This is a genomic window from Candidatus Sulfidibacterium hydrothermale (assembly GCF_020149915.1).
Taxonomy (GTDB): domain Bacteria; phylum Bacteroidota; class Bacteroidia; order Bacteroidales; family F082; genus Sulfidibacterium; species Sulfidibacterium hydrothermale.
In genome coordinates this window covers 2,137,534-2,151,559 of sequence record NZ_CP083760.1, presented here as the reverse complement: position 1 = coordinate 2,151,559, position 14,026 = coordinate 2,137,534, and the positions used below count along the sequence as shown (strand labels likewise).

Sequence of the window (14,026 nt, the reverse complement as noted above, 5' to 3'; positions counted from 1 at the left end):
GGCTCAAAGAGATTTGAGCCGCTTTACTTGACGTAGTCCGTACGGGATTTGAACCCGTGTTACCAGGATGAAAACCTGGCGTCCTGACCTGGCTAGACGAACGGACCATTTGCCGTTTTGGAGCTGCAAAAATAGAAAAATATTTAATCTGCAAAACCTTTTTTTAAAAAAATGAAAAAATTTTTTACGACTCTTCCTCCTGGTCGGGATAAAACCGGAATCCAAGCCGTTTTCCTGTCTTCAATCCGATGGTGTCAAGGGTCTTTTTCATGTCTTCCACACTGATGAGTTTTACATGATCGTAAGGCGGGGTCAGCAAATCAAATCCCAGGGTATAACGAATGGCCGCGGTAACGATTTTGTCGGCTGATTCGGGAGTAATGATACTGGTTCGGAAATTTTTGTACAGAAACCCCAGCTCGCTTTTTCCCTCGATGAAATAATGTTTCTCTTTGTTGATCAGAATCCGTCCGATGAGATAACCCAGATCGGAAAGCCGGTTGTATTTGAACGAGTCGCTCAAAAAGTTATAGATGTGAATGATGCCGCAGTACGAACGTTCCGGGTCTTCTTTAATGTAAGTACTCCGCATCACATTATGATCACGCGGGATTTCAAAAATATTGGAATGCATCAGAAAAAAGAGAATGTCCCCTCCGAATTTGATGGAGAACTCGAAATCTCCATGTTCTTCCATCACCATGGGAACGTCATGTTTGGGCTTTAGTTTCCGCGCCGTAGCAGCATATTCGTCTGCCATTTTCCCGGCAACGGTTTTAAAAAGCCCCAGTGCCTCTTCGGTAGCAAGAAAAACTTCCTGCTTCATGGCGCTTTTTACAATAATCTCTTCAAAAAGCTTTTGATGAGGCGTATTTTTTTTCTTTGCCATAAACGGATGATTTATTCAAAGGTGAAAGAAAGCATGAAAATTTTGGAATGAAGTTGATCGATACTGCCCGAATAAAGGGTGTTATCGTCCACCACAAGGTTTTTCAGTCCAAAGATCATCTTTGCTTCCACACTCAATTTAAAATAGGCATTGTAGAAATCAAATCCGGCTCCGATTTCAGCATTCACATCATGCGAATTTAGAAGGATATCCCCGGTTCCTGTTTCCCCGTTATCCAGATTCGGTTTTTTGGCAGCAAGGTCAATGGAATAATTGATGCCACCAATAAGATAGGCGCCATAATTATCCTTTCGCCACGAACGGTATTTGATTAGCAGGGGGAAAGTAAGATAGGTAGAGTTCACTTTTTTGTCAACGGTAAAAACGCTGTCAACGCCTGCCGGAGCACCGGCCATCCCGCTTCCGGAGATGCTGTAATTCAATGACCGGCTGCCAAACGAAAGCGTGGGGATAAAACGCAGATCCACGAATTTCATCAGCCGGAGATTGCCAAGAATACCCACTGAAAATCCGGGCGAAGCCGATGCTGTGACAGAAAGTACCCGGTAATAATCTGCATTGGGTAAATCCGGAGCTTGTTCTTTGGTCCACAGGTGTGTTCCTACCTGATCGATCGTCTTAACGGAAAAATTCATGGTATTCATACCGAGGATGAATCCAAAATGATAGGGTTGTTCGTTGTATCCCTGCAGGTTTAAGATCACATTTTGTGCCTGTATACCGCTGGTAACAAACAGAAAAACCGAAATAAATAGTGCTGATAAAACCTGTTTTTTCAATGGCTCCAATTTTCGTTGTGTTAATAACGTTTTAATTCCCCCGTTAGTATTCTGTTTTTGTATTCGCACGACTTATTTAGTAGCCAGATAGAGTGTGGCTATGCCAAAAGTAAGCCGTTGTTGCGATGGATTTTTAAAGCCGGCTTTCTCCAGTTCGGCCATAAAAGCTTTGTTTTCCGGAAAACGCGAAACCGATTCCGGCAGGTAAGTGTATGCTGATTTATCTTTCGAAATAGCACGTCCTACAGCTGGTAAAATGTGATGAAAATAAAATAGATACAGATTCTTCATGGGAAAGGCGGCCGGTTTGGAAAACTCCAGGATGGCTACTTTTTTTCCGGGTTTTAAAACCCGGTACATCTCCAGCAATCCTTTTCCCAGGTTCTCATAGTTTCTAACCCCGAAAGCCACGGTTACGGCATCAAAATAGTTTGTTTCGAAATCAATATTTTCCGAATCGCCGGGCAGCAGCTGAATCCGGTCGGAGAGGCCTTTTTTGGCAATTTTCTTCTTGCCGATTTCCAGCATGTCTTCGGCAATATCAATCCCAATAATGGTTTTTACTTCGGGCAGTTTGGCCAGCTCAATGGCAAGATCCCCCGTGCCGGTAGCCACATCCAGAATAATTTCCGGATGGTCGGGTGCCAGGGCGCGCCGTACTTTCCGGCGCCAGCCTTTGTCAATACCGGCCGAGAGCAAATGATTCAGTAAATCGTATTTGGGTGCAATGTGGTTAAACATTTGTTGCACCATTGCTTTTTGCGCCATCTTCTTTTTTTTAGTATCGTTTTATGGAGTTAAAATTCGTACGGCTTCTTCCCACAGCTTTTGCTTGTTTACCGGCACAACACCGGCTTCTTCACAAACCAGTCCACCGGCCAGATTAGCCAGCCGTGCTACATCATCCGGATTGAGTCCGGCGGACAGGCACAGCGAAGCCACACTGATAACGGTGTCGCCGGCGCCCGAAACATCGGCAATATTCCGGCGATGGGCATCAATCAGGACACTTTTTTCAGCATCATCTTCTTTCCACCAGATGAAAACCCCTTTTTCTGAGAGGGTGTTCATAATCATGGACGCCTGTAGTTTTTCTGCCAGCTTTTTGGCGGCCAATTCCAGCATGGTTTTTTCAGCAGAAAGATCCGGCCATTCCAGCCCTTCTTTCATTTCTGCCAGATTGGGTTTTACCAATGTCGTGTTTTGGTACGAGAGAAAATTCCGTTTTTTGGGATCTACCGTTACCGGAATTCCCAGCTCCGTGGCAATTTCAGTAACAAAGCGGATAAGATCGGGGGTGATAACCCCTTTATCATAATCCTGAAAGATGATGACATCCACATTTTCGGTTTTCAGAATCCGGTCAATGCGGCTGCAGAGTTCATGAAAAATTTCCTCTTCCAGCGGCTGTGATGTCTCTTCGTCAACCCGGAGCATTTGGGTGTTATTGCCCAAAATACGGAACTTGGTAGTTGTGGGGCGATGCGGACTTTCGATAATCCCTGATTCATCCAGGCCGTTGTTGTGCATCAGCGCTTTCAGAACCCGTCCTTTTTCGTCTGTTCCCACTACCGAGCACATAATGGCTTTGGCTCCCAGTGCCCGGATATTCATGCCTACGTTGGCTGCTCCTCCCAAGCGTTCTTCCCGTTTTAAAACGGTGACTACCGGAACCGGAGCTTCCGGCGAAATACGGTCAACTTTCCCCCAGATGTAGGCATCGAGCATCACATCCCCGATGATCAGGGCTTTTTTGTTGTTAAAGTCTTCAAACAGAACCGAAAGGATTTCTTTGGTCAGTTTCATGGCCGGGTTAATTTAATTCGCTCAGGGCTTTTTTAATTCGTTTTACCGCTTCTAACAACAGATGGCTCGAAGTGGCATAAGAAATTCTGACACAGTTGGCATCGCCAAAGGCTTCGCCGGTTACCAGCGCTACATGGGCTTTCTCGAGCAGGTAAAGACTCAGGTCGGTAGCATTGCGGATTACCGTTTTCCCATCGGTTTTACCAAAGTAAGCACTGATGTCCGGAAAAAGATAAAATGCGCCTTCCGGCATATACGTTTTTACATCCGGTATTTCGTTCAACTTTTCAACCAGCATATCGCGTCTTTTTTGAAAAGCCGATACCATCTCCTGAATGTATTCCGAATTTTGCGGCGGGTTTTGTATGGCTTTCAGGGCAGCCATTTGCGAGATGGTTCCCGGACCGGAAGTGTATTGTCCTTGTAATTTACTGCAGGCTTTGGCCAAAAACAGCGGTCCGGCCATGTATCCAATTCGCCAGCCCGTCATGGCATAGCATTTCGATACGCCGTTTACCACCACCGTTTGGTCTTTTACCTCCGGAAAAGAAGCCATGCTGATGTGTGTTCCCGAAAAATGAATATGTTCGTATATCTCATCCGAGATGATCAGAATATCCGGATATTTTTTTAACACGTTTACCAAAGCAGCCATTTCATCGCGGCTGTACACCATGCCGGTAGGATTGGAGGGCGAGTTAAACAAAAAAGCTTTTGTTTTCTCGTTGATGGCTTTTTCCAGACGTTCCGGACGCAGTTTAAAGCCTTCTTCAATACCGGTTGGCAACGCATTAACTTTTCCTCCGGCCAGCTGAATGATATCCGCATACGACACCCAGTACGGAGCCGTTAAGATTACCTCGTCGCCCGGATCAAGAATACTCAGGAAAATGTTTGCCAGTGCTTGTTTGGCACCATTCGAAACCACGATCTGTTCCGGCGAAAAATGTAATCCGTTGTCTCTTTCCAGCTTTTCGGCAATAGCTTCCTGTAAAACCCGGAATCCTGCCACCGGAGGATAATGCGTGATGTTGTTGTCAATGGCTTCTTTGGCTGCTGCTTTCACCGGATCCGGCGTGTTAAAATCAGGTTCACCGATGCTCAGGTTGATCACGTCAATTCCCTTTGCTTTTAGTTCACGACTCCGCCGTGTCATTTCAAGGGTAGCAGATTCGGTGATGTGTTGTAGGCGTTGTGATATAATATTTTCGTTCACGATGTCCGTTTTTTAAGATGGGCAAAGATAGGAAATCTTTGGATGTTGGATGTTTGATGTATAGATGGATGATGTTTTACCTTTAGTGATAAAAAGAGTCATTAGTACACTGGTCATTGGGAAAGGATGAACGAACGATAAATGTAGAGCGATGAATGATGAACAGGGGTGGATTTTGTTTTTTTGGAGTGTCCTTTCGCAATTTCGCCCAGTCGTGTTTGTCCTTCTGAGCGAAGCGAAGGATCTCTAATGCTGAAAGATGTTGGGATGGAAGGATGGAGGTCGTTAGATGGGAAGATGTTTGACTCAACGATAATTGATGAACGGGGCTGTGATTTGTTTTTTTGTTTTTTGTGATTTCTCACTTGGCCATTAGTCACAGTTATTAGTGTTGCTGGTTTTCAGGTGTTTACCTGCTTTTTTCTGTTGTCCTGTCCAAAGGACTCCTATGGAGAACGGAGCGCAGCGGAGTGAAGGATCTTAAAAATAATTACGGTTGTTAAAATAGATGCTTCACTGCGTTCAGCATGACAAAAGAAGTTAATTTTTGGAATTTGGGATTTTTTTGTGATTTGTTTTTTTGTGATTTGTTTTTTTGTTTTTTGTGATTTCCCACCTGGTCATTAGTCACTAGTTATTGGTATTGTTGATTTTCAGATATTTACATGCTTTTTTCTGTCGTCCTGAACGGAGCGCAGCGGAGTGAAGGATCTTAAAAATAATTACGGTTGTTAAAATAGATGCTTCACTGCGTTCAGCATGACAAAAGAAGTTGATTTTTGGAATTTGGGATTTTTTTGTGATTTGTCTTTCTTGTTTTTTGTGATTTGTCTTTCTTGTTTTTTGTGATTTGTCTTTCTTGTTTTTTGTGATTTCTCACTTTAGTCACTTGAAGTACTTCGTTGGATAAAAACGGTGCTATTCCTGATCCATGTAAAAAATATGTTGTTATTTTGTAAAACAAATTCCTTGCGGGAACCATGAGAACAGGAAAAAGCGAACTTCAGATACAAAAAATAGTCATTATTGGTGCCGGAAATGTGGCCTGGCATTTGGCGCAGGCATTGGACCGTGCCGGTTTTTCCGTGGTGGAAATCTGTTCGCGGCACATTGCTCCGGCCCGGGAGCTTGCCGAAAAAGTGCGATCATCCGCTTCTGCAGACTGTAAACGTGTGCCGCCGGATGCTGATTTGTATCTTGTTGCTGTTTCCGATACTCAAATCGAAGCCGTGGCCAATGCGCTGCCTCCGGTAAAAGGCATCGTATGTCATACCTCTGGAGCAGTTCCTGTTTCGGTTTTGCAGCGGTTTCAGCATTATGGGGTTTTTTATCCTTTGCAAACATTCTCCCGTTCTGTTGCTGTTGACGTATCTGAGGTGCCTTTTTGCCTGGAAGCTTCTTCCGGAGAGGTATATCAGGCGTTGGTAGCTGTAGCTGAAAAATTGAGCCGGAAGGTATTTGCCGTAAATACCGAACAACGGATGAAACTGCATCTTGCCGCTGTTTTGGTCAACAATTTTACCAATCATTTGTATGGGCTGGCTACGGCATGGCTTAAAGAAAACGGATTAGATTCCCAGCTGCTTTTGCCCCTTTTGAATGAAACGACGGCCAAACTCAATCATTTATCTCCCGAACAGGCCCAAACAGGTCCCGCTAAAAGAGGAGACATTGCTGTTATTGAAAAGCATTTGCAGTTGCTTGAACAGGAAAAACCGGAATTACAAGAACTTTATCGATTGTTTAGCCATCAAATTTTAAAACAATATCATGAGTAATTACAAAGCATTACTTCAGCATGTTCAGACCTTTATTTTTGATTACGACGGGGTAATGACCGATGGTCGTGTGATTTTACAGCACGAAGATCCGCCGTTGCGTACTGCTAATGTAAAAGATGGTTATGTATTGCAACTGGCAGTAAAACTGGGCTATAATGTGGTAGTCATCTCCGGAGGCTTTTCCAAATCGATGGAAAACCGGTTTGATACGCTGAATATCAAAGATGCTTTTACCGGAGTCAGAAACAAACGGGAAGTTTTCGAAAAATATATCCGGGAAAAAAATATCGATCCGCAAACCGTGGTATACATGGGCGATGACATCCCGGATATTCCGGTAATGAAAAGAGTGGGTATTCCGGTTTGTCCGGCCGATGCAGCCGAAGAAGTAAAAGCCGTATCGGTATATATCTCTGACAAAAAAGGAGGTGAAGGTTGTGTGCGCGATATCATCGAACAGGTGATGAAAGTACAGGGGAAATGGATGACTCCCGAAGCTTTTTATTGGTAGTAAACGCGATTAATTGATAAAAATGATACGTATATTTTTTAAGATGATACGCTGGCCCAATCTGCTGATTGTGGTGTTGGCCATATTGCTGATGTTTTTCTTTATCATCCGGCCGGGACTGGCTTTGCCGCCGGATACCGGTTTGTCTGCTATTGAATTGCTGTTGTTGATCGGAGCCGTACTTTTTATTGCCATGGGAGGATATGTGATGAACGATTTGGCCGATGTGTCATCAGATATGATCAATAAACCGGGTAAAAATGTGTTTGAAAGCACTTTTTCCGAAAAAAGCGGAAAGCTGTTTTATCGTGTTTTTATGGGAGTCGGAGTGCTGATGGGAACGGTACTTTCCTTTTTAACCGGTGAAGGGAGTTTTTCTTTGATCTTTTTGCTTACTGCCGGATTGCTATGGTTTTATGCCGAACGTTACCAGTGCCAGCCGTTAATGGGAAATGCGGTGGTGGCTTTTTTAAGTGCACTTTCTTTTGGATTGGTATGGCTTTTCCAGGTGATGGCTTTGCGGTTGCAGCACGTTTATGTGGACCCGCTGCGGCTTCATATTGTCAATAATCTGGTGTTAATCTATATGGGATTTGCTTTTTGGGTGAGCTTGCTTCGTGAAATCGTAAAAGACATGGAAGACGAAAAAGGAGATGCCCAAACCGGTTGTCGTACTTTTCCGGTGGTGTATGGTTTGAAAAGGGCAAAAAGTGTGGCTTCTTTTGTTAATCTGGTCGGACTTTTTACGGTATTTTATGTGCAGTGGCTTTTTTATCAATGGCATTTTGTGGTATTGTTCCTTGCTTTTTTTGTGATTGATCTGTTTTTTGGCATTGTACTGTTGCAATTGATTAATGCCAAAACCACGAAACAGCTGAAAAAGTTGTCGTTGTGGATTAAACTGCTTATGCTGGTTGGAATTTTATCTATGGCTTTGTTTTATTTTGAGTAATAAGATGTTGATTGACAAACTGAAAGACTACGATGTGATTCTGGCCTCCGGTTCTCCCCGGCGCCGGCAGCTGCTCTCGGCCATGCAAATCCCGTTTCGGGTGGTAAAAAAAGAAGTGGATGAGATTTTTCCGGAAAATCTTTCTCCGGAAGAAGCGGCAGCCTTTTTATGTCGGTTAAAAAGTGATGCCTTTCATGATTTTCCATGGAAGAAAAATACGTTGGTCATCACGGCAGATACGGTAGTAGCCAAGGGAGATAAAATATTGGGAAAACCGTCCGGTGCCCGCCAGGCGGTGGAAATGCTGCGTGCTTTGTCGGATAACCGGCATAAAGTAATTACCGGAGTGTGCCTGCGGACGGAAAATAAAATCTCGGTTTTTACTGTGGCTACAGCGGTGTGGTTTGCCCCGTTGTCAGATGATGAAATTGATTTTTATATCCATAATTTCCAGCCGTTTGACAAAGCCGGCGCCTATGGCATTCAGGAGTGGATAGGGCATGTGGCTATCCAAAAAATCAATGGTTCCTATTTCAATGTGATGGGACTCCCCACGCATGAATTATACCGCCGGCTTAATGAATTTATTGCATAAAAAAACGGCGGACAAAAAGTTCCGCCGTACAAATACGATTCTGTTTTCGGGTTCTGCGTCTTTTTAAGAAATTGTTCATTTTCCCAGGATTCAATTGTAATCAGCATTACCCAGAAAAGCGAGAAGCCCAAAGTTGAAATTTTTTATCCGTACAACGGCTATTCAATGTTCCACCGCAGACTTCCAACTTCCAACTTCGGACTTCCAGCTTCTAACTTCCCGCATGATGAATCTCATCAGCTATTTTCTGCTTATTTGCAGAAGTTCTTTATTTCCCAAGGATTTCTTCAATTTCTCCGTGCTCAATGACTTCTTTTTCCAGAAGTACCTGAGCCATCTTTTCCAGTTTATCTCTTTTTTCTTTGAGAATCCGTTTGGCATCCTCGTAGCATTCGCTAATGATTTTATGCACTTCTTCGTCGATAATACGTTCCATGTATTCCGAACGCCTTTCCAGTCCGTTAGGATTGCCAAGGAATCCGGAACCCGACTGGCTGACCAGCGAGATGTTGGGTAGTTTTTCACTCATGCCGTAAACGGTGATCATGTTTTTAGCCAATTGGGCTACTTTTTCCAGGTCGTTGGAGGCGCCGGTAGAAATGTCGCCGAAAACAATTTCTTCGGCTGCCCGTCCGCCCAGCAGACCTTTGATTTTTCCCAATAATTCGGTTTTTGACATCAGATAACGGTCTTCCAAAGGCATTTGCAGGGTGTAACCCAATGCGCCAATACCACGCGGAACAATGGAAACCTTTTGTATTTCATCGGCTCCTTCGGTAAAATATCCCACAATGGCATGTCCTGACTCATGATAAGCCACAATTTTCCGTTCTTTTTCGTTGATGATTTTGTTTTTCTTTTCCAGCCCGGCAATTACCCGTTCAATGGCTTCTTCAAAATCGGACATCATGATTTTATCATGTTTTTTCCGGACGGCAAGAATGGCAGCTTCATTACAAACATTGGCGATTTCTGCACCGGCAAAACCGGGAGTTTGTGCAGCCAAACGTTGAATATCCACATTTTCATCCAGTGTCAGGTTTTTGGTGTGGACTTTAAAGATGGCAGCCCGTCCTTTCAAATCCGGTTTGTCCACCAATACCTGACGGTCGAACCGGCCCGGGCGCAATAAAGCGGCATCCAGTACTTCCGGACGGTTGGTGGCTCCCATGATAATAACACCGATTCCGGCATCAAAACCATCCATTTCTACCAACAGTTGGTTCAGGGTGTTTTCGCGTTCATCGTAGCCTCCGCCGTATGCCGCATTGGAAGCACGGCTTTTCCCGATGGCATCAATTTCATCGATAAAAATGATACAGGGCGCATTGCTTTTGGCTTCTTTGAAAAGGTCGCGTACACGGGCGGCACCTACACCCACGAACATTTCCACAAAATCAGACCCGCTCAGGTTGAAGAAAGGAACTCCGGCTTCGCCGGCAACAGCTTTGGCAAGCAGGGTTTTTCCGGTTCCGGGAGGGCCTACAAGCAAAACACCTTTGGGAAGTTTTCCGCCCAGTTGCGTATATTTTTTCGGATTTTTCAGAAAATCTACCAGTTCTTTTACTTCTTCAACGGCTTCATCAACACCGGCCACATCCGTAAATTTTACCGGATTCTCCGGTTTTTCGGCCAAAATTTTGGCTTTGCTTTTTCCTAAGTCCAGCATCGGATTGCCCGGCCCCATTCTTTTATATAAAAATCCCCACAGGGCAAACAGAAAGATAAAGGGTAAAATCCAATCCAGGAAAAAGTTCTTTAAAGCATGCGATTCATATTTGCCCTGGACAATGACTTTGCCTTTCAATAACCGGTTTAAAAGCTGTTGGTCACTTACATTCGGAAGCCGGTTTACGATAAACTGGCGTTTAATTTGATCTTCAATGGATTTTAAACGCAGTCGCCACGGGGCTGCCGGACCATTGGTGATTAAATGATGGGTGGTGTCTTCTTTGGAAGATCTGATTTCTCCGATGATCTTTTCAGGAAGGATCAATACCCGTTCCACCTTTCCCGAGTCCACCTTTTGAATAAACTGGTCGTAGGTAAAAATTCGTGTTCCGCTTCTGCCCGGCGCAAAAAAGACGCTGTCGATGAGCAAGAACATAAAAAATAACCCGATCCAGTAATATACCGAAAACTTGTCATTCTTTTTCATGTGCTTATTATTTTAATTGTCAAATATTTATGGCTGTCAGGCCGTTTTGTTTTTTTCGCTTTATAAATTTCTGTTTTTATAACAAAAATTTTACCGGAACCATTTCAGATGACAAGATTACAGCTTTTTTTCGTGAAAAGCTCCATATTGTCTGTCGGGTATTGCTGTTTTTTCTGCTGAAAGCAAAACTCATTGTATATTTGCACGACAAACCGGAGCTTTTTCCGGGTTTTTATTTTGAGAGCGATGCAGAAAAAACCACTGATACTGATTACGAATGACGACAGCATTCATGCAAAAGGATTGCGAAAACTGATTGAATTGATGCGCGACTTTGGGGATGTGGTGGTGATCTCATCAGAACAGGTCATGTCGGGGATGAGTCATGCTGTTACCATTAAAACCCCGCTGATGCCCCGGCTGATTCACGAAGAGAAAGGTTTTAAAGAATACCTGACCAACGGAACGCCGGTGGATAATATTAAACTGGGAAAACATGCGCTGTTGAACCAAAAACCGGATTTGATTGTTTCAGGAATCAATCACGGGTCTAATGCGGCCATAAACATTGTGTACTCCGGGACAATGGCCGCCGCGATGGAAGGAGCTATTGACGGGATTCCGTCCATTGGTTTCTCGGTAGATGATTACGATCATGAAGCTGATTTTAGCCATGTTGATCCTTTTGTGAATACCATTACCCGAAAAGTACTGGATGAAGGGCTTCCCGAAGGCGTATGCCTGAATGTGAATATTCCTAAGAAATCGGAAGAGCCTGTAAAAGGGATAAAAGTAGTGCGGCAGGCTAAAGCGCGGTGGATTGAAGATTTTGATGCCCGGGTCGATCCGTTTGGCCGCACGTATTACTGGATTGGCGGAACGTTTGTAAATGGTGATCCCCGGCCCGATACCGACGAAAAAGCCTTGTCGGAGAATTATGTGGCGGTTACACCGGTACAAATTGATTTTACAGCCACACAATGGCTAAAACAATTGAAATTTTAAATGATGACACTTTTTAAAAAAGATAATTTCTTTTTGGGGTTGCTTTGGGGCTTGTTGTTGCCTGTTCCGTTGTATGCTCTTTTTTGGGGGATTTATACCCTGCTGGTACATTTTGGCGTGTGGCAAGGACTTCAGCAGCCGGAAAATATTTATTTATTAAGTCTTGCCGGAAATATTCTGCTTTTCCGCTTTTATTTTGTGAAGTGGAACAGTTATAAGACAGGAAAAGGGGTGCTGCTCATCACTATCGGGTTGGTCCTGCTTTTCTTTTATTTGTTTTTTAAACCCTGAATTTAATTTCTTCCCCTGACATGTTTCTGGAAATCATTGTCTTTTTAATTGTCAGCATTATCCTGAGTTCGGTGGGAATTGGCGGTGGTATTTTTTATGTACCGATTTTTCTGTTTCTTGGATATGATTTTGAGAGTGCCTCCACGCTAAGCCTTTTTTTGATTACCATTACCGGTTTTTCTGCTTTTTTGCGGTTCAGGAAGGCCAAAATGGTGGACTGGCAATTGGCTTTGGTTTTGGAAACTTTTACGGATATCGGTGCTTTTGCCGGCGGCGCGATGTCATCACGGTTTCATCCCCACTTTCTGCAATTATTGCTCGGAGTCCTTTTGTTACTGGCCGCTTATTTTACGGTGAAACCCAAAAAAGAGTCACAGGGTACCTTTGTCAGAAAAACCGGTTTCGGATGGTGGAACCGCCATTTTAATGGCTACGATTATTCCATTTCGCTTCCGTTGGTCGTGCCGGCTACTTTTACGCTGGGTTATCTGGCCGGGTTGTTGGGAATTGCCGGTGGCGTTTTTAAGATCCCGATGATGATTTTGTGGTTTGGTATTCCGGCAAAGATTGCCGTAGCCACCTCGGCATTGATGGTTAGTTTTACGGGCCTGTTGGGGTTTGGCGGTCATGTGATGCATACGACTCCTGACTGGAAACTGGCTCTTATCCTGGGAGTTGTGGTGTTCATTGGCGGGCAAATCGGCTCGCGGATCTCGCTAAAACTTCCTGAGAAAAAGGTAAAATGGGTGCTCTCTGTTATTTTGGGTATTATCGCCGTTTATATGATAGTTAAACCTTTTGTTTAATTTTGCCGGAAAGACAATGTCGGGGGAAAAGTGATGTGAAAACTTTTTTACTTCCGGTTTATTTAAATTTTGTAAATCATTTTCATGAAATATTATCTCATTGCCGGTGAAGCTTCGGGAGATTTGCACGGAGCTTTTTTGATGAAAGCCATTCTCCGGAATGACCCGCAGGCTCAGTTCCGGTTTTGGGGAGGCGACAAAATGAAAGCGGTAGGCGGGACGCTGGTCAAACATTACCGTGACCTGGCTTTTATGGGAATTGTGGAAGTGGTCATGAACCTGCGAACCATCCGGAAAAACTTCTCTTTTTGTAAAAAAGAACTGCTTTCCTATCAGCCTGATGTGGTAATTTTAATTGACTATCCGGGATTCAACCTGCGTATGGCCCGGTTTGCCCACGAAAACGGATTGAAAGTGGTGTTTTACATCTCGCCTACCATCTGGGCATGGAAACAATCACGCATCAAGATCATTAAAAAATATGTGGATCGTATGATGGTGATTCTTCCTTTTGAAAAGGAATTTTATGCCCGGTTGGGTTATCAGGCTGATTTTGTGGGCCATCCTTTGCTGGATGAGCTGAAAGAGGAAAAGCAGGTGCCAAAAGAAGTGTTTTTGCGCGAAAATCATTTATCGGAGAAACCGGTGGTTGCTGTTTTGCCGGGTAGCCGCGAACAGGAGATAAAAAAAATATTGCCCGTGATGATGGCGGCTGCAAAAGAATTTCCGGAATATCAGTTTGTAGCGGCAGGGGTCAAATCAGTTTCTCCTGCTGTTTATTCTGATTTCAATATTCCGGTGGTTTTTGACCAGACACATGCCCTGTTAAGGGCTTCTGTGGCTGCCATGGTGGCCTCGGGAACAGCCACGTTGGAAACGGCTTTGCTGAATGTTCCGCAGGTGGTGGGATATAAGCTCAATATACTGACTTATTTTATCGGCAAAATGTTGGTACATCTTCGTTTTATTTCACTGGTGAACCTGATTATGGATAAAGAAGTGGTACAGGAGCTGATTCAGTTTGATTTTACAGCACAAAACCTGGCGAAAGCACTTCATGATCTGTTGGAAAATGAGTCGCGGAGAAAAGAGATACTGGCTCAATATGCACAAATGAGAGAAAAACTGGGGTCGGAAGGTGCCTCAGAAAGAGCCGCCGCCGTTGTTGCAGAAGTATTGCAACAGTAAAGGATAAAAATTTGTGTAAACAAGCCTT

The 14,026-nt window shown here is 44.0% G+C and carries 14 protein-coding genes and 1 tRNA gene; 8 read left to right on the top strand and 7 right to left on the bottom strand.

Going from position 1 to position 14,026, the window contains the following annotated elements:
* Nucleotides 1–33 precede the first annotated feature (33 nt).
* The 6 genes from LA303_RS08685 to LA303_RS08660 all read right to left on the bottom strand — a co-directional run bounded on the left by LA303_RS08685 (nucleotide 34) and on the right by LA303_RS08660 (nucleotide 4,651).
* Nucleotides 34–107: transfer RNA gene (locus LA303_RS08685), tRNA-Glu, on the bottom strand.
* A 77-nt stretch (nucleotides 108–184) separates the two neighbouring features.
* Nucleotides 185–889, bottom strand: a complete 705-nt coding sequence (locus LA303_RS08680; protein ID WP_240524886.1) for a hypothetical protein — start codon at nucleotides 887–889, stop codon at nucleotides 185–187.
* An 11-nt stretch (nucleotides 890–900) separates the two neighbouring features.
* Complete coding sequence (porT, locus tag LA303_RS08675; RefSeq protein ID WP_240524885.1) at nucleotides 901–1,689, bottom strand: type IX secretion/gliding motility protein PorT/SprT; 789 nt, start codon at nucleotides 1,687–1,689, stop codon at nucleotides 901–903.
* 72 nt (nucleotides 1,690–1,761) lie between these two features.
* On the bottom strand, nucleotides 1,762–2,457 hold the full coding sequence (gene ubiE, locus LA303_RS08670; RefSeq protein WP_240524884.1) for a bifunctional demethylmenaquinone methyltransferase/2-methoxy-6-polyprenyl-1,4-benzoquinol methylase UbiE: 696 nt from the start codon (nucleotides 2,455–2,457) through the stop codon (nucleotides 1,762–1,764).
* Between the two features lie 21 nt (nucleotides 2,458–2,478).
* Complete coding sequence (locus tag LA303_RS08665; protein WP_240524883.1) at nucleotides 2,479–3,495, bottom strand: bifunctional heptose 7-phosphate kinase/heptose 1-phosphate adenyltransferase; 1,017 nt, start codon at nucleotides 3,493–3,495, stop codon at nucleotides 2,479–2,481.
* A 7-nt stretch (nucleotides 3,496–3,502) separates the two neighbouring features.
* Nucleotides 3,503–4,651: a pyridoxal phosphate-dependent aminotransferase gene (locus LA303_RS08660; protein ID WP_240527127.1), complete on the bottom strand. Its 1,149-nt coding sequence runs from the start codon at nucleotides 4,649–4,651 to the stop codon at nucleotides 3,503–3,505.
* Nucleotides 4,652–5,691: 1,040 nt separating this feature from the next.
* Here LA303_RS08660 and LA303_RS08655 point away from each other — a divergent pair.
* Genes LA303_RS08655 through LA303_RS08640 form a run of 4 tightly spaced genes read left to right on the top strand, consistent with a single transcriptional unit; the run spans nucleotide 5,692 to nucleotide 8,550 of the window.
* A complete protein-coding gene (locus tag LA303_RS08655) occupies nucleotides 5,692–6,489 on the top strand; it encodes a Rossmann-like and DUF2520 domain-containing protein (RefSeq protein WP_240524882.1) in 798 nt (265 codons plus the stop codon).
* Nucleotides 6,482–7,003 (top strand): KdsC family phosphatase, encoded by a 522-nt coding sequence (locus LA303_RS08650; RefSeq protein WP_240524881.1) that lies wholly within the window; start codon nucleotides 6,482–6,484, stop codon nucleotides 7,001–7,003. Before LA303_RS08655 ends, LA303_RS08650 begins: the two co-directional genes overlap by 8 nt.
* Nucleotides 7,004–7,025: 22 nt before the next feature.
* On the top strand, nucleotides 7,026–7,955 hold the full coding sequence (locus LA303_RS08645) for a geranylgeranylglycerol-phosphate geranylgeranyltransferase (protein ID WP_240524880.1): 930 nt from the start codon (nucleotides 7,026–7,028) through the stop codon (nucleotides 7,953–7,955).
* A 4-nt stretch (nucleotides 7,956–7,959) separates the two neighbouring features.
* Entirely contained in the window at nucleotides 7,960–8,550 is a 591-nt protein-coding gene (locus tag LA303_RS08640; protein ID WP_240524879.1) for a Maf family nucleotide pyrophosphatase, read from the top strand.
* Nucleotides 8,551–8,818: 268 nt separating this feature from the next.
* Here LA303_RS08640 and ftsH read toward each other — a convergent pair whose 3' ends face one another.
* Entirely contained in the window at nucleotides 8,819–10,708 is a 1,890-nt protein-coding gene (ftsH, locus tag LA303_RS08635; protein ID WP_240524878.1) for an ATP-dependent zinc metalloprotease FtsH, read from the bottom strand.
* A gap of 246 nt (nucleotides 10,709–10,954) precedes the next feature.
* On the opposite strand from ftsH, the gene surE reads away from it, so the two are divergent.
* From surE to lpxB, 4 genes are all read left to right on the top strand, one after another.
* Entirely contained in the window at nucleotides 10,955–11,713 is a 759-nt protein-coding gene (surE, locus tag LA303_RS08630) for a 5'/3'-nucleotidase SurE (protein ID WP_240524877.1), read from the top strand.
* Nucleotides 11,714–12,004, top strand: coding sequence for a hypothetical protein (locus tag LA303_RS08625; RefSeq protein WP_240524876.1), 291 nt, complete (start codon nucleotides 11,714–11,716; stop codon nucleotides 12,002–12,004).
* Nucleotides 12,005–12,024: 20 nt separating this feature from the next.
* Complete coding sequence (locus LA303_RS08620) at nucleotides 12,025–12,810, top strand: sulfite exporter TauE/SafE family protein (RefSeq protein ID WP_240524875.1); 786 nt, start codon at nucleotides 12,025–12,027, stop codon at nucleotides 12,808–12,810.
* An 84-nt stretch (nucleotides 12,811–12,894) separates the two neighbouring features.
* Entirely contained in the window at nucleotides 12,895–13,998 is a 1,104-nt protein-coding gene (gene lpxB, locus LA303_RS08615) for a lipid-A-disaccharide synthase (protein WP_240524874.1), read from the top strand.
* The last annotated feature ends 28 nt before the right edge of the window (nucleotides 13,999–14,026 follow it).